This is a genomic window from Bradyrhizobium sp. HKCCYLR20261 (genome assembly GCF_051168435.1).
Taxonomy (GTDB): Bacteria; Pseudomonadota; Alphaproteobacteria; order Rhizobiales; family Xanthobacteraceae; genus Bradyrhizobium.
On the sequence record NZ_JBNPUZ010000004.1, the window covers coordinates 427,930 to 444,240 of the forward strand.

General features: G+C 67.0%; 6 protein-coding genes and 1 tRNA gene. 1 reads left to right on the forward strand and 6 read right to left on the reverse strand.

Annotation, left to right across the window (positions count from 1 at the left end):
* On the reverse strand, positions 1-681 hold the full coding sequence (locus ACQR1L_RS12040; protein WP_434858164.1) for a hypothetical protein: 681 nt from the start codon (positions 679-681) through the stop codon (positions 1-3).
* A gap of 318 nt (positions 682-999) precedes the next feature.
* Between ACQR1L_RS12040 and ACQR1L_RS12045 the strand changes: the two genes are divergently transcribed.
* Entirely contained in the window at positions 1,000-1,896 is an 897-nt protein-coding gene (locus ACQR1L_RS12045) for an outer membrane protein (protein ID WP_434858165.1), read from the forward strand.
* A gap of 64 nt (positions 1,897-1,960) precedes the next feature.
* On the opposite strand, the gene ACQR1L_RS12050 is transcribed toward ACQR1L_RS12045, so the two are convergent.
* The 5 genes from ACQR1L_RS12050 to ACQR1L_RS12070 form a co-directional block, all read right to left on the reverse strand.
* The gene (locus tag ACQR1L_RS12050) at positions 1,961-5,113 is read right to left on the reverse strand and encodes a tetratricopeptide repeat protein (protein ID WP_434858166.1); all 3,153 of its coding nucleotides are present in this window, start codon (positions 5,111-5,113) and stop codon (positions 1,961-1,963) included.
* Positions 5,114-5,169: 56 nt separating this feature from the next.
* Complete coding sequence (locus ACQR1L_RS12055; RefSeq protein WP_434858167.1) at positions 5,170-5,292, reverse strand: hypothetical protein; 123 nt, start codon at positions 5,290-5,292, stop codon at positions 5,170-5,172.
* A 44-nt stretch (positions 5,293-5,336) separates the two neighbouring features.
* Entirely contained in the window at positions 5,337-13,889 is an 8,553-nt protein-coding gene (locus ACQR1L_RS12060; RefSeq protein WP_434858168.1) for an autotransporter-associated beta strand repeat-containing protein, read from the reverse strand.
* Positions 13,890-15,515, reverse strand: coding sequence for a ShlB/FhaC/HecB family hemolysin secretion/activation protein (locus ACQR1L_RS12065; RefSeq protein ID WP_434858169.1), 1,626 nt, complete (start codon positions 15,513-15,515; stop codon positions 13,890-13,892). It abuts the gene before it with no gap.
* Between the two features lie 686 nt (positions 15,516-16,201).
* Positions 16,202-16,278, reverse strand: a tRNA-Arg gene (locus ACQR1L_RS12070).
* Positions 16,279-16,311 lie beyond the last annotated feature (33 nt).

Consider the following 16,311-nt stretch of genomic DNA (forward strand, 5'->3'; position numbering starts at 1 on the left):
TCACGGCTTCGGCGTTGCCGTGGACTGCGGAGCCGTAGCCGGAGCCGGCTGCGCCGCGACCGCGTTGGTTGTCGTCGGCTTGGTCGCGGTATCGCTCCCGCTCGCGACCTTGGTCTCGGTGGTGGCGCCTTGCGGGCGCGAGATCTGGACGGACACGATCGCGCAGCAGGCAAACAGGAAGGCCGAGAAGATCAGGCTGGTCGCCGAGGACAAGCGCCATCCACCCAGCGCGCTGCCGAGGCCGCCCCAACTGGTCTCGAATTCGATCGCCTCGCCCTGCCGGAACAATGAAAGGGCGTTGGCGGCGGCGACCAGGGCCACGCTGCCGAGCATGACGACGAGCACCGCCTGAACGAATGAGAGCTGGCCGGTGCGCGCGGCCGCCGTGGCCATGGTGGCGGTGGCGAAGATCGCGACCGGAAGCCACGTGTTCTGCGCTTCGCCGTTCGGCGTCTGCCGCGACATCAGGATGGCGACGAAGCCGCCGATGCCGCCCACCGACAGCAGGACGAGGACCAGGGCCTGCGCTTCGGCCAGCCATGCGCGCTCACTGAGCAAAACACAGGCGGCGAACCCCAGCACCATGCCGAACACCGTGGCGGCGATCACCCAGCGGGTGATCAGCCAGGAATCGACCTGCCTGGAGTCGGCCTCAGCAGCCGTGCGGTTTGCGTCCGACATCGAGCCCCCCACCAGCGAGCGCCGAATCGCCGAGACTGACGCCGCGCGTCAGCGCTGTCCGGCTTGCAACGGAAGGTAGCGTAGCCGGAATCCGGCCGCCATGGCTATCGTTCCTTGCCTGTTATTGAGGCGACGGGACCTGGCCCGGCGTGCCGCCGAATGGCCTCCGTCATTTGGATGAGGCAAACGAGAAACACTCGGTCTGAAAAATGCCGCGATGCGGCCAGGGTTGAGCTCTCTGTCGTACCGGATCGCGTGGCCGGACCGTAAGATCAGTTCATCATTGGAATGACCCGTCGGACGATCATGCAAAGCCGCTTGCTCTCGGGACTCATCATCGGACTTGCTCTCGCAGTCGCTGCGCCGGCCTTCGCGGCGGACCTACCGGTCTCCGTCCAGAAGCGAAGAGCGGAGCCGCAGCAGCAGTCGCGGCAGACGAACTCGAAGAGCAAATGGTCCGGCGGGCAGCTCGGCGGCTCCAACGGTGTCAGCTCGGTCAACAACAATTTCGTCGATCCCGGCGCCTATGTTTGCCCGACCGCCTATCCATTCGGCGTGAGCTGTTTCGAGACCCCGTTCTCATTCAACCGTCATCCGCTGAGCTACACGGTCGGACCCTTCTTGGGATACCGCTGGCAGTTCGGAGATACCGTTATCGGCGTCGAGGCCGACTGGTCGTGGAAGCGGGCCGAGAGCTCGGCGTTGCAGGTGCTGCCGACGGTCTGTTTCGACGCCGCCTGTCTCACCAGCCGGTCCGACACCAAGTTCGGGTCGGTCCGGCAGAACTGGGATGCCTCGCTCCGCTTGCGCTACGGCCTGCTGGTAACCCCGGACACGCTGGTCTACGGCACCGCCGGCCTCGCTGTCGGCAACATCTCCGGCTCATTCACCTATGTCGGTGCGCTCACCCAGACGACGATCATCCCCTCGTTCCCGCCCGTCATCACGCCCGGCAGCACGGCAACGGCGTCAGCGAGCTGGTCGGACACGCGGGTCGGCGGCACCGCCGGTGTCGGCGTCGAGACCGCGCTGTGGGACAATTGGAAGGCGCGTATTGAATATCGCTACACCGATTTCGGCAGCTACACCAAGACGGTCGCGGTCAACACCGTCTGCGTCGCGCCGACCGGCTGCAGCGCCCCGTCGAGCAGCGCGACGATCAATCTGCGCGAGTCCTTCCACACCATCCGCGTCGGCATCGGCTTCGACTTCTGACCGCCGCGCCACTGTAAACGTCCGGCATGTCGCATCACGCCGCGCGCGCCACCAGTGCGGGCGCCTATTGCCGGGCGCCTTCTCCGATCAGCGAGAACGGACCCCAGATCGCCGGATGGGCATTGGTTCGTGACGTCCGGTCATCGAGATAAGCGAGCATCGCGCGCCGCAGGGCCTCGGCGCGGCCGAGCGTTGGATCGGCTTTGAGCGCGGCAAAGGTCATCGTGTTCAGCCGCGTCGCCGCCTCGGAATCGACGGGCCAGTGCGAGACCAGCAGCGCGCGCGCTCCCGCGAAGAAGAAGGCGCGGGCCAGACCTGACAGCGCCTGCGCGCCGGGCCTGTCGCCGGCGGCCGTGTTGCAAGCCGACAGCACCACCCAGTCGGCATCAAGCTTGAGCTGCGCCGCCTCGCTCGCCGTCAGCAAGCCATTGTCCTCCTCGGTCGGCTGAGCCGGCAGGCTGAGCAGCAGCGCGGGTTCGGCCAGGCCCTTGATGTCGCCGGCGACGAGGCCGTGGGTGGCGAAATAGACGATGCGAAAATCCGACAGCGGCGCATGCTTGACGGTGGTGACGCTCGCGTCGCGGCGGAGATGAATGTCCGACATCGCCGCGCCGAGATCGCGCGCCACCGCCTTGAGCTCGTCGGCAGTATCGGGAAGACGCGGCGCCGATGCGAGCGCGGAGCGATCGAGACCCGCGCCCCGCCAATATTCGGTGTAGGCGCGTGCGATTCCCCTGGCGCGGCCGAGATCCCTGCTTTGTCCCGTCGCCTGCTCGTCACTGAAGACGGGGTCGCCAAATCCGATCATCGGCTTCTGGTTCGAGTCCCGCCGGACGAAGGAGCGGAGCGTCTGCAAGCTCCCGACGGATGGCAGCACCGTGATCGCCTGGCGCTTGATCAGCCACGCGGCATCGCGATACGGCGTCGTGTCCGGCCCGGGCGTCTTGCTGCTGGACGGCGCCGCCGCCTTGGGTGGCGGCTCCGTCACGAGCAGGTGAAACGGCAGCGCGGTCAGCGCGCCCGACGAGACCACCAGCAGATTGCGTTTGGTCCTCACGAGACCGTCGACCGGACCGATCAGCTGCGCGAACATCCGGGAGGCGAGGTCGAGGTCGAACGGCTGCGGGTTGTCGATGTCCAGGCCCTTGCGGAATTTGACGATCTCGGCGGCAAGGTCGGCGCCGCCGGTCGGCAGCGTGCGCCAGTCGAAAGCCTCCGCCGTCAGCGCGAAGACGTAGCTCTCCTTGTCGCCGGTCAGAAACAGCAGCAGCGCCTCGTCCGGTCCAAGCAGCTTCTGCGCGCCCTCGACCGCCAGCGGCCTGGGCGCCGACAGCTTCGCATAGTCGGGAAACTGCTGTTGAAGCTGCGCGGCATTGGCGGCCAGCTTGCTTTCGGTGTCGGCAATGCTCTTGCGGATGTCGTCGACGCGCGCCGCCGTCGATGCGCCGTCGAGGGTCGACAGCGCCGAGACCAGCGCCCTGTTGCGATCGCGCAGATAGGCCGAGAGATCCTGGTTGGTGCGCACCAGCGCGGCGAGCGCATCATTGCCGGCGGCGAAGCGCGGCCCGAGCTGTTGCAGCGCCGTGCCCGCCGATGACTGGATGCCCCATTGCGCCACCTCGAACGCCTCGCGGCCGCCCGTCTGGCTGGAACTTGCGTCCGCGCGGGCCGCAGCCGCCAATGCGGCCACGTGGGTCACGAAGATGTCGCTGCGCTGCTCGATCAGTCCGCCCGACCCGTCGGTCGGGGACAGGCCTGGCGACATGTCCTCATCCGCATGCGCCAGAATCCGAGCTGTCGCCTTCCTGGAATAGGCGACCGCCTCGGCTGGCCTGTCCCGCGACAGGCTCAGGGACGCGAGATCGTTGAAGCCGCGCGCCACTTCGGGATGGTTCACGCCGCGCCATTTTTCGTTGATCGCGAGCGCCCGCTTGTACGCCTGCTCCGCGTCGTCAGGGCGGCCCTGGTGCTCGAACAGGTGGCCCTGGCTGATCAGCACCGTCGCGAGGAAACGGTGATCGGGTCCCACCGTCTTGGTCAGGATGGCGAGCGCGCGCCTGAACTGCGCATCTGCCTCGGCATAGCGGCGCAGCCCGTCATAGGCGACGCCGAGCTTGCGCAGCACTTTCGCAGTGTCGGGATGCTCCGCCCCGAGCGTCGTCTCGGCAATCACCAGCGCGCGCCGGGCGAAGGTCTCGACATCGCCATAGCGCTCCTGGGACTCATAGATCGCGGCGAGATTGTTGAGCACGGTGGCCACGCCGACACTGTTGGCGCCGAACGCCGCCTCGCGGATGACGAGCGCGCGCTTGTAGAGCGCCTCGGCCTCGTCGAACCTGTCCTCGTCCGCATAGACGCTGGCGAGATTGAGCAGCGAGGTGGCAAGCCGCGGATGGTTCGGGCCGAGGGCATTTTCCCAGATCCCGATGGCCCGGCGGTAGAGGCTTTCTGCCTCCGCATAGCGGCCGACGCGCTCGTCGACATGCGCGAGATTGTTGAGACTGGCGGCGACGTCGGGATGATCCGGGCCGAGCGCCTGCTCGCGGATCGCCAGCGCACGTCGGGTGGCCTTCTCCACCTCCGCAAAGCGGCTCTGGTCCTCATACAGCCGGGTGAGATTGTTGAGAACGAGGGCGACCTGGAGGCTGTTGGGTCCGTTGTTCTTCTCGGCAAGCTCGAGCGCGCGCTGGTACTGCACCTCCGCCTCCGCATGGCGCGCCTGGCTGGTGTAGACGTCTCCGAGATTGCCGATCAGCTTGACCAATGCGGGGTCGTTGGGGCCGAGCGACTTGGTCGCGATGTCCAGAGCGCGCTTGTAGAGCGTTTCGGCCTCGCCGCTGTTGCCCTGCAGGAGCTGGACGGTGGCGAGGTTGGCCAGCGCCTGCGAGATGCGCGGGTCGGACGGCGGGATGTTCTTTTGCAGGGCATCGAGCACGCGGCCGAACATGCCGGCTGCCGTCGTGTAGTGACCGAGCTCCTGATGCGCGCGCGCGAGGTCGTTGAGCGCGACGACGTAGGCGATGTTGTTGGTGCCGGCACGTCTGGCCGCGGCCTCGGTCGACTGCGCCTGCGCGAGCGCGCCGGAATAGTTGCCGGCCGCATAGAGTTCCGAGAAGCGCTTTTGCGCCGCTTCGATATCGAGCTTCTGTGCCGCCGCCGGCACCAGCGCGGCCGCCACGAGAAGCCCGATCAGTCCATTCCACCAGCTCGACCGCATCAACACGCATCCACCGACGAGGAGCAGCCGACATCGGCCGGCCCGCTCTTCTGACACTACCCAAGTTTGAAGCAGATCGCCGCCGAATGCACGCGCTTGTCGCGGCGACGCAAGGCTCCCATGCCGAGGAGGATCAGCGTGTCATCCGAACGGATGACGCCCGTGCCGATGATCGGCATGCCAATCTTTCTTCCGCTCCATCTTCGCGCCGGAGATGACGCTGCTAGCGGTTCGACCGACGCTGCGATCCGTTCAGGAGGGGCGGCGTGTTCCGCTGCGTGTGATGAAGCGCCGGGCCGACGCAGCCAGCTGACTCGCTGTTCGCGCAAGGAAGGTAGTCGATCTGCGCGACGATGCTGGGCCAGTAATTTGCGGCGGGATCGGTCGGCGGTGTTGGCTTCGGCGGTGCCGGAGGGGGTGCAACAACGGTCCAGACGCCGCTGTTCGTCGCAACGAGAGTATAGTTCGGATTGGTCAGAGATCCCGTGACGTTCAGGACGTATTGGCCGGCAGCCGATGTCGCCGTGATCCCGAAGGAGTTGCCAAGGCCGCTCAGCGCGGCGACTGTGTCGCCATTCTGCAGGCCGGCGGCGGACAGGCCTGGATTGGCCGGCGACACGCCGTAGCGCGATGAGCCGCCGAGCGCGGTCACCGTGAGCGGGGCCGGCGTGATCGCGAAATTGGCGCCGGTATAGAGGATGCTGTAGTTCGATCCCGCCGCCAGGCTGCCCTGACCGATCGCGTAGCTGCCGACGTTCGCTCCGGCGGCGCGGCTCAGCGTCCCCGACAGCACCGCCGCGGTGTCGCCGTTGACGAAGCCGCTGACGCCAAAAATGAGGGTCGGATCGACGGCGCCGTAGACCTTGCCCTGGCCTGATGTTGCCGTCACCGTGAGCGGCGCTGGCGTGATCGCGAAGTTGGCGCCGGCATAGAAGATGCTGTAGTTCGATCCCGCCGCCAGGCTGCCCTGACCGATCGCGTAGCTGCCGACGTTCGCTCCGGCGGCGCGGCTCAGCGTCCCCGACAGCACCGCCGAGGTGTCGCCGTTGACGAGGCCGCTGACGCCATAAATGAGGGCCGGATCGACCGCGCCGTAGACCTTACCCTGGCCAGATATCGCCGTCACCGTGAGCGGCGCGGGCGTGATCGCGAAGTTGGCGCCGGTATAGAGGATGCTGTAGTTCGATCCCGCCGCCAGGCTGCCCTGGCCGATCGCGTAGCTGCCGACGTTCTCGCCGGCGGCGCGATTAAGTGTCCCCGACAGCACCGCCGAGGTATCGCCGTTGACGAAACCGCTGACGCCATAAATGAGGGTCGGATCGACGGCGCCGTAGACCTTGCCCTGGCCGGACGTCGCCGTTACCGTGAGCGGTGCGGGCGTGATCGCGAAGTTGGCGCCGGTATAGAGGATGCTGTAGTTCGATCCCGCCGACAGGCTGCCCTGGCCGATCGCGTAGCTGCCGACGTTCGCTCCGGCGGCGCGGCTCAGCGTCCCCGACAGCACTGCCGCGGTGTCGCCGTTGACGAAACCGCTGACGCCATAAATGAGGGTCGGATCGACGGCGCCGTAGACCTTGCCCTGGCCTGATGCCGCCGTGACGGTCAGCGTCGCCGGGGTCACAGTGAGACTGCCGGCACTATTGTAGTTCAAGGCATAGCCCGATGTCGCCGCCAGCGATCCCGCGGCGATGCTGATGCCATAGGGTCCGCCGGACACGCCGGCGCTTGCCGCCGAGCCCGACGATGTCACGACGGGGCTGCCACTATAGGACGAAGCCGCGTTGTCGCCGAGGAAGGCGTTGGCGACGGCGGACTGGTAGCCCGAGACGTTGTAGGCCGACGCGACCGTCGCAGTGGCGTCGACGCCGTAGGTCTTGGTCGTGCTGCTCGAGGCGAAGGTCAGCGTCGGCTGATAGGCGAAGAGATAGCGGTTACCCGAGGCGCCGACGCTGCCGGGAGGCTGGCTGCCATAGGTCGCGTTCCAGATCGCGGTATTGTTGCTGTTGAGGCTGCCGAACGTATCGCTGCCGGGGGCGCTGGAATAGATCAGCCAGCGGCCCGACGACGCCGTCACAGCGCCGCTGCCGGAATTGTTGATGAACTGACCTGCGGCCGCGAGCACGGGGCTTGCCGAGCTCACGGTGGCGCCGCTCCCGAGCGTGAGATTGCCGCTGGACACCAGTGAGATCGCAGTGCCGGAAGCCGACGAGGTCAGTGCGGCGTTGCTGGCGACGCTGAGATTGGCGCCACCCGTCGTCGTCACGGCGACCTGGCCTGTGGAGGCGATCGAGCCCAGTGCAAGCGCCACCGCATCGCTGAAGCCGAAGGCCCCGATCGTTCCGGACGTCATGACCGTGCCGACCGCATTGCTGCCCGACAGGTTGATCGTGCCGGCGCCGGAATGGGACAGCGTCGCCGCCGTGATCGAGCCGGTCCCAGACAGGGTCGCGCCCGACCCGACGCTGGTCGTCGCGGTTGACGAGCCGACATTCCAGGAGCCGCTCAGATTGAGCGTTCCCGCGCTCACCGCGGTGGTGCCGGTATGGGTGTTGGCACCGGCCAGCGTCAGCGTCGAACTCGTGCTGGTGTTCTTGGTGACGCCTCCCGCACCGGAGATCGCGCCCGAAAGGGTTTGCGCCGCGCTGGAGGAATATTGCAGATTCGCGCCTGAGCTGATCGAGATGTTGCCGCCATAGCTGCCCGAGCCGAGCGAGCCGGCCGAGCCGATCTGCAACTGGCCGGCGGCGATCGCGGTCGCGCCGCTGTAGGTGTTGGTCCCGGACAGCGTCAGGGTGCCGGTCCCGTTCTGTGTCAGCGCCACCGTCCCGCTGCCGTTCTGGATCACGCCGGAGAACGTCGTTGACGCGTTGTTGCCGCCGCTGGTGAGCGTGACGGCCGACGCCGTGCTGTCGGTGACCGTGCCCGCGCCCGCGAGCGAGCCGATCGTGCTGGAATAGCCGGCGAGATCGAGAAAGGACGAGGCGCCGATGGTCACGGCGGAATTGCTGCCGAAGGCCGAGCCCGAGCCGGCCTGCAGCGTGCCGGCCGTCACCTGCGTCGTCCCGGTGTAGGAATTCGTCCCGGACAGCGTCAGCGTCGACGCGGCACTGGTGTCCTTGATGATCGAGCCCGTCCCGGACATGTTGCCCGACAGCGTCTGTGCGGCGCTGGAGGAATATTGCAGGCTCGCGCCGCTCCCGATCGAGATCGCGCCGGCATAGGCGCCCGAGCCGAGCGAGCCGGAGCCGCCCACCTGCAAGGTGCCGGCCGAGATCGCGGTCGCTCCGCTGTATGTGTTGGTCCCGGACAGCGTGAGCGTGCCCGATCCAAGCTTGGTCAGGGTACCGGAGCCGGCCAGGGCCGTGGCATAGCTGACGTTCTGGCCGTTGGTGTCGATGATCCAGTTCTGTCCTGCGTTGAAGCGACCGGAATAGTCGACCTGGTTGGCTGCGCTGTATTGCAGCGTGCCGCCGGTGAAGCTGACCACGCCGGATGGTCCGAGCGCCGTGCTGCTGCCGGCATTGACGATGCCGGCGACGAGATTGGTGCCCCCGGTGTAGCTGTTGCCGCCCGACAGGGTGAGCGTCGAGATTGCGCTGGTATCCTTGGTCACGGTGCCGCCGCCGCTGATCGCCCCCGACAGGGTCTGGGCAGCGCTGGAGGAATATCGAAACAGCGCGCCGCTCGCGAGCGCGAGGCTGCCTGCATAGGCGCCGGAGCCCAGCGATCCCGAGCCGCCGATCTGCAGCGTCCCGGCGTTGACCGTGGTTGCTCCGCTATAGGTATTGGTGCCGGTCAGGATGAGCGTCGTCGACGCGCTGGTATCCTTGGTCAGGGCGCCGGAGCCTGACACCACGCCGGAGAGCGTCTGTGCCGAGCTGGAGGAGTACTCGAAATTGGCGCTGCTCGCGATCGCGATGCCGCCGGCATAGGTTCCCGACCCGAGCGAGCCGGCGGAGCCGATCTGCAGCGTGCCGGCCGAGATGATCGTGTTGCCGGTGTAGCTGCTGGTTCCGGTCAAGGTCAACGTGTTGGCGCCCAGCTTCACCAGTCCGAGCGCGTTGCTGCCCGCATTGGTGTTGGCAATGGCATTGGCGTAGCTGACGCTGCCGCTCGCCGTGTCCAGGCCGAGGAACGCGCCGTTCTTGAAGCCACCTGACGCCGTGCCGAGACTGCTGATGCTCTGGACGTCGGACGACGTGAACTGGCCGGCGCCGCCATAGGCGAGCGCGAGCGTCGCGCCGGCGCCGACGATGATGTTGGACGCGGTCCAGTTCGACGGCGTGTTGTTGTAGAGCGAGACCTCGTTGCCGAATTCCAGCGTGCCCGCCGTGACCGTCGTGGTGCCGTTGTAGGTGTTGGTGCCGGTCAGCGTCAGGGTCGAGGAGTTGGTGTCCTTCAGAACGCTGCCGGAGCCGGAGATGGAGCCGGATAGCGTCTGCGCCGCGCTCGACGAATATTGGAAGGTCGTACCGGACGACGTGGCGATGCTGCCGGCATAGTTTCCCGAACCGAGCGAGCCGGACCCGCCGATCTGCAGCGTGCCGGCCGAGACCGTGGTCGTGCCGCCATAGGTGTTGGTGCCGGACAGCGTCAGGGTCGAGGACGAGCTGGTGTCCTTGGTGACGGCGCCCGCGCCGGAAACGACGCCCGAAAGCGTCTGCGCTGCGCTCGAGGAGTAGTCGAACAGGCTGCCGGACGCGATCGAGATGTTGCCCGCGTAGGACCCCGCACCGAGTGAGCCGCTGCTGCTCACCTGCAGCTTGCCGTCCGAGATCGTCGTGTTGCCGCTGTAGGTGTTGGTGCCTGTGAGGACCAGGGTCGACGACGATGTGTCCTTGGTCAGGTTGCCACCGCCGGAGATCACGCCGGACAGGGTCTGCGCTGTGCTCGACGAGTATTGCAGGGCGGCTCCCGAGCCGATCGCGACGTTTCCGGCATAGCTGCCCGAGCCCAGCGAACCGGACGAACCGATCTGCAACGTCCCTCCGCTCACCGTCGTGTTGCCGGTATAGGTGTTGGTTCCGGTCAGCGTCAGCGTGTTGGTGCCGAGCTTCACCAGCCCGAGTGCGTTGTTGCCCCCATTAGTGTTGGCGATCGCATTGGAATAGCTGGCGCTGCCGCTCGAAGTATTGAGCCCGAGGAACGCGCCGTTCGCGAAGCCGCCGCTGCCGGTGCCGAGAGCGCTGAGGCTGTGCACGTCGGACGAGGTGAACTGACCGCTGCCGGCATAGGCCAGCCCCAGCGTGGCGCCTGAGCCCACGATGATCTTGCTGGCGGTCCAGTCGGCCTGATTGTTGTTGTAGAGCGAGACCTCGTTGCCGAACTCCAGCGTGCCCGCCGTGACCGTCGTGGTACCGCTGTAGGTATTGGTCCCGGTCAGATTCAGGGTCGACGAGTTGGTATCCTTCAGGACCCTGCCGGAGCCGGAGATGGAGCCGGACAGCGTCTGCGCCGCGCTCGACGAGTATTGCAGGGTCGTACCGGACGACGTGGCGATGCTGCCGGCGTAGCTGCCGTTGCCGAGCGATCCGCTGCCGCCGATCTGCAGCGTGCCGGCATTGAGTGTCGTTGCGCCGCTATAGGTGTTGGTGCCGGTCAGCGTCAGCGTCGCGTTCGAGGTGTCCTTGGTCAGCGCCCCGGCGCCGGAGATCACGCCCGAGAGGGTCTGCGCGGCGCTCGATGAATATTGCAGCACCGTCCCGCTCGCGAGCGCCAGACTGCCGGAATAGCTGCCCGCACCCAGCGATCCGCCGCCACCGATCTGCAGCGTGCCGGCATTCAGCGTCGTTGCGCCGCTGTAGGTATTGGTGCCGGTCAGCGTCAGCGTCGAATTCGCGGTGTCCTTGGTCAGCGCCCCGGCGCCGGAGATCACGCCCGAGAGGGTTTGCGCAGTGCTCGAGGAGTATTCGAACGTCGTACCCAATGCCGCCGAGATGTTGCCGGCATACGTTCCGGAGCCGAGCGATCCGGCGGATCCAATCTGCAGCGTTCCACCGCTGATCGTCGTTGCGCCGCCATAGGTGTTGGAGCCCGAGAGTGTCAGCGTGTTGCTGCCCAGCTTCACCACGCCCAGCGTGTTGTTGCCGGAATTGGTGTTGGCGATCGCATTGCCGTAGGTGGCGTTCCCGCTCGTCGTGTCGAGCCCGAGGAACGCGCCGCTTTTGAAGCCGCCGCTGGAGGTGCCGAGGCCGCTGATGGTCTGCACGTCCGATGACGTGAACTGCCCGCTGCCACCATAGGCCAACGCCAGCGTCGCGCCGGAGCCGACGATGATGTTCGTCGCCGTCCAGCTCGAAGCCGTGTTGTTGTAGAGCGACAGCTCCGTGCCGAACGCCAGTGTGCCGGCAGTCACGGTGGTCGGGCCGGAATAGGTGTTGGTGCCGATCAGCGTCAGTGTCGAGGCGGTGCTGCCATCCTTGGTCAGTGCGCCCGCGCCCGAGATCGTCCCCGACAGGGTCTGTGCGGCGCTGGAGGAATATTGCAGCAGGGCGCCGCTCGCGAGTGCGAGGCTGCCGGCATAGTTTCCCGACCCGAGCGAGCCGGTGCCGCCGATCTGCAGCGTGCCGGCATTGACGGTGGTCGCGCCGGAATAGGTGTTGGTGCCGGTCAGCGTCAGAGTCGAGGTGGCGCTGGTGTCCTTGGTCAGCGCGCCCGCGCCCGAGATCGTCCCGGACAGGGTCTGTGCGGCGCTGGAGGAATATTGCAGCAGGGCGCCGCTCGCGAGTGCGAGGCTGCCGGCGTAGTTTCCCGACCCGAGCGCGCCGGAGCCGCCGATCTGCAGCGTGCCGGCATTGACGGTGGTCGCGCCGGAATAGGTGTTGGTGCCGGTCAGCGTCAGTGTCGAGGTGGTGCTGCCGTCCTTGGTCAGCGCGCCCGCGCCTGAGATCGTCCCCAACAGGGTCTGTGCGGCGCTGGAGGAATATTGCAGCAGGGCGCCGCTCGCGAGCGCGAGGCTGCCGGCATAGTTGCCCGACCCGAGCGAGCCGGAGCCGCCGATCTGCAGCGTGCCGGAATTGACGGTGGTCGCGCCGGAATAGGTGTTGGTCCCCGACAGCGTGAGGCTTCCCGGACCATTGAATGTCAGGCCTCCGCCGCCCGAGATCGTACCGGACAATGTGCCCGAGCCGCCGGCGGCGACGTTGAGGACCAGGGAGCCGGCATGGTTGATGCCGCCGCTCCCGGAAATCCCACTGGTGCCATTCGCAGTGAGCGTGAGGCCGCTCGACGCGCCCGAAGCGGTGACGCCCGCATTGAGCATGATGCCGTTGGCCGCGTTCAAGGTCAGGGTCGTGTTGGCGCTCCAGCTCAGCGGATTGGAGACGGTGATGTTGCCCGCTTCCGATCCGCCCGCGCCGGTCGATACCGTGACGTTCGCCGTCGCCAGCGCGGTCTGCAGTGTCGAGGTGTTGATGTTGGCGCCGCTCGCGGTGGCGGCCCAGCCGGAGGCGCCCGTGTCCGCGCCGGTGGAAATCGTGACGTTGTAGGGATCGAGCAGCAGCGTCCCGGCACGGCCATGCGCCGACAGCAGGTTCGTGGTGCCGTCGTAGATGAGACCGCCACCGGAGACCTCGGCATTGCCGCCATTGCCGGTCGTGCCGAAGGCTCGCGCCGAGATGGCGCCGAAGAATTCGGTGAGATCCGTCGACCACAGCGTGATCCGACCGCCATCCCCGGCGCGGCCCGCGTCGGCCGTGATCGTCGATGCCGCATCGACGAAAACGGTCTTCGCGGTGGTCAGGCCGGGAATCGCCGCTCCGCCCGGGTTGCCGCCGATGGTGACCGAGCCCCCGCCCTTTGCGCCGGACACGTCGATCGCGGCCCCGCGCAGATTGATCTTCGCGGCACCGATCGTCACGTTGCCGCCGTGGCCGCGCCGGCTGCCTGACGCTGCAAGCTTGCCGCTGACCGTCACCGCGCCGCCTGCGCCGTCGATGAAGATATTGCCGGAGCGCCCCCTGACGGTGGTTGCGCGGATTCGTCCGGAGACGTTGACGATTTCGTGGAAGGCCTGCTGCGCGGTCGCGGCGCGGATTTCGACCGTGCCGCCCACCGCGCGGATGTTGCCGGATACGTCGATCAGCGCCTTGCCGTCAGCGGTAGCAGCGCTGGTGGGGGCGACGACCTGCAGGAAGCCGTCGCCGGTCGGGTTCAGCGTGATTTTCTCGCCGGCGCCGAGGCCGACCGAGCCGAGCGGAACGTTGATCGTACCGCTGTTCGACACCCTGCCGCCGAGCAGACCGACGAAGGATCCTGGCGCGCCCGCGATCGTGCCGGCATTGTTGACCGCGGCCGACGCTCCCTTGCCGCTGAAGCTCAGCGCGCCCGACATGAAATCGCTGTCGCGGATGTCCAGCGTCGATGCGACGAAGCCGCCGCCGACCTCGACCGATCCGGTCGGCGTGATCGCGATGCCGTTCGGATTGACCAGGAACACCTGCCCATTGGCGGTGACGCGTCCTGCAATGGACGTCGGAGCTTGTCCGGTGACGCGGTTGAGGATGGATGAGTTCGCGCCCGGCTGCACGAAATTCACCGTGGCGCTGCTTCCGACCGAGAAGCTGTCCCAATTGACGACCGCCCTGTCGGAGGACTGCCTGACGGTCATGGAATTCATCGAGGGCGCGGTGATGCTGACCTGGCCGGAGGCCACCGATCCGCCCCGTGGCAGCACGGCTTGCGCCTGCGCGCGTCCGGACAGCGCCAGCACGGACGTGCAGCCGAGCAGGGCGATTTGCACGCTCGCCAGGATGCGGCTTGGATCCTTCGCGCGCATTCAGAACACCGACGCGGCAACGATGTTGGTGCGCCATCCCGCCTTCACGCCGGCGAGGTCGGTGAAGCCTCGGGCCAATTCCAGCGTCAGACTGCCGGTCGGCCCTCCCGCCCTGGACTCGATGCCGGTGCGGACGCCGAGACCGAAGGACTCGGCGGTGAAGCTGGGTTGCTCGACGGCGGTCGCTTGCGCCAGCCAGCCGTGGCCGACGGCCCCGAACAGATAGGGGGAGACGCCTGCATTGACGCCACCCCACGTCACGCGGAACGGCCGCGTCAATTCGCTGCGCAGGACGATGCCCTGGTCGGCGGTGAAGGTGCCGGACGCAAAGGCCGACATCTGATCGTTGCCGTCGAGCGAGATCTGCTCCGGCCGCATCTGGGGCGCGCCGCCGGTGAACTGTCCCGAGGCCATCAGATCGAAACGCAGCCCGAGTGCGAGGGGTTGGACGAAGCGCGCACTTGCCGAGACCTTGGTGAAGTCAGGCCCGGCGCCCTGTCGCGACAAGGGAATGCCGGAGGCAGCAGCGTCGCGGGACGAGCGGCCACCGAGCCCCTTCGACGCCGACGTGGTCAACTGCCAGGTCGCGCCCCATGGCAGAAGGCCGGCATAATCGGTGCCGCCTCGCAGCACGGCGTAGTGGTCGTGATTGAGGCGCGTGGCGAAATCGGGCGCCGACAGTTGCTGATCGATCATTTCGAACGCCGCGTTGATGTAGAGCGAGGCGTTACGCGTCAGGTCGATCGGCTCGCGGACGCGGACCACATAGCGCTCGAAGCTGCCGAGCGATGCCGGGAGACCCGATGCGGCCGCCGTGCGCGTGACGGAGCGGGTGTATTCGGGATTGAGCGTGAAACCATCGGTGCCGATGGGCACGACGAGGCCGCCGCCATAGATCGAGAGGGGTGATCTCCCGTCGACGCCGAGATCGATATTGGCCGCTGTCCCCGCGGTGGCATAGATCTGTTCGCCGGCTCCGAAGACGCTGTTGAGGCTGAACGTCGCGCGCGATTGCCAGGTCCCGAGCGTGTGCGACAGCCGATCATCGAAGCCGAGCGAGCCCGAGATCGGCTGATAGGTGCCTTCGAGCACGAGACGAACGCCGCCATCGCTTTGGCCGCGGTCGAGCGTGCTCGTCAGCCTGAGGCCGGGCACGTCGCCGGCGACGAGCAGCGCGCGCTCCAGTGCGTCGAGCCTGAGGCGGCGCCGCCCGATGAGGACCGCGCTGCGCTCGCTCACCACGCGGCGCACGCGAGCATCGACGCCTTCAACGTCGACGCTCTCGATGAAGCCGTCGACGACCACGAAGCGAAGCCGGCCGTGATTGACCAGGTGTTGCGGCGGAACGATCACGCGCGCCAATGGGAAGCCGCTCGCGACATAGCTGCGTTCCAGTGCGGCAGCCGTTGCATAGATCTCGGCGAGGCTGACAGGCCGGCCGATGATGCGCTCAGCGATGGCCGTGGTGACCGGTGCGAGTTCGGCGAACTCGTCGTCGACGACGAAGCTGTCGATGATCACGGTCAGGTTGGCGCTGCCGGCGGGCGCCGTGATCGCAGACGGTCCTGGTACGATCAGAGACGGGGACCTCGGCGCGGCATCCGGCCGGAGAGTCTCGGGGGTCACCTGGCTTGGCTGAGGGATCTGTGCGACCGCGGGCTGCGAGAATAGCGCCGAGAGGCCGATCCCCGCGCCAAGACAGATAATGTCTGCCAGAGCAGCAAGGCCTCCCAAGCGCCTCGTCACCATCACGCCACCCGCAATCACGACTGCAAAACCGAATTGATCGACCGGAAACGTGAAAGATCATGGTTAACGATCAGGGATACGCGCCCTCCGTCGAATTACGGAGAACTGCGGAGAATCGCGGGATTGCGGCTCTCGGCGGTTCGGTCGATGGCCGGCGCCGGACGCACGCACAAACGAACTGGCCCCGGCGCAGCGCCCGGGCGGCTCTTGCTCAATGGAACCAAAACTCTTTCGAGATGGATCGACAACGGCGCTCGGGCGCGGTCCTCGGTGCAGGCTCTTCTCGGCAAGCGGCCCTTCAACGTTGCCGCTGTCGCGTAAGCCAATCAGACGGCGCGGATCATCCGGACCTTCCGAACACGGGCGGAATTGATCGTCGTGCCCGTTACCAACGTCGCGTCTCGTGGACAGCAGTGACCGGTAAACGATCTGACCGGCGGAGGTCGTCGCAGAGCAAGGTGCAAAAAACAGGCGGTGACGTGGCTGTGACGGACTGAGCTTCGTGGCTGATCAGAAGCTGCGAGCGCTTGGCTGAAAAACCAGTCAATATAACTGGTTAGCGCTGGCGCACCCGACACGATTCGAACGTGTGACCTTTGCCTTCGGAGGGCAACGCTCTATCCAGCTGAGCTACGGGTGCGTGCGGGACGGTTTAGCCGATTGGCCGGTGGTC

Coding starts and splice junctions, on each gene's coding strand:
- ACQR1L_RS12040 (WP_434858164.1), bottom strand. CDS start 681: ATGTCGGACGCAAACCGCACGGCTGCTGAGGCCGACTCCAGGCAGGTC.
- ACQR1L_RS12050 (WP_434858166.1), bottom strand. CDS start 5,113: ATGCGGTCGAGCTGGTGGAATGGACTGATCGGGCTTCTCGTGGCGGCC.
- ACQR1L_RS12055 (WP_434858167.1), bottom strand. CDS start 5,292: ATGCCGATCATCGGCACGGGCGTCATCCGTTCGGATGACACGCTGATC.
- ACQR1L_RS12060 (WP_434858168.1), bottom strand. CDS start 13,889: ATGCGCGCGAAGGATCCAAGCCGCATCCTGGCGAGCGTGCAAATCGCC.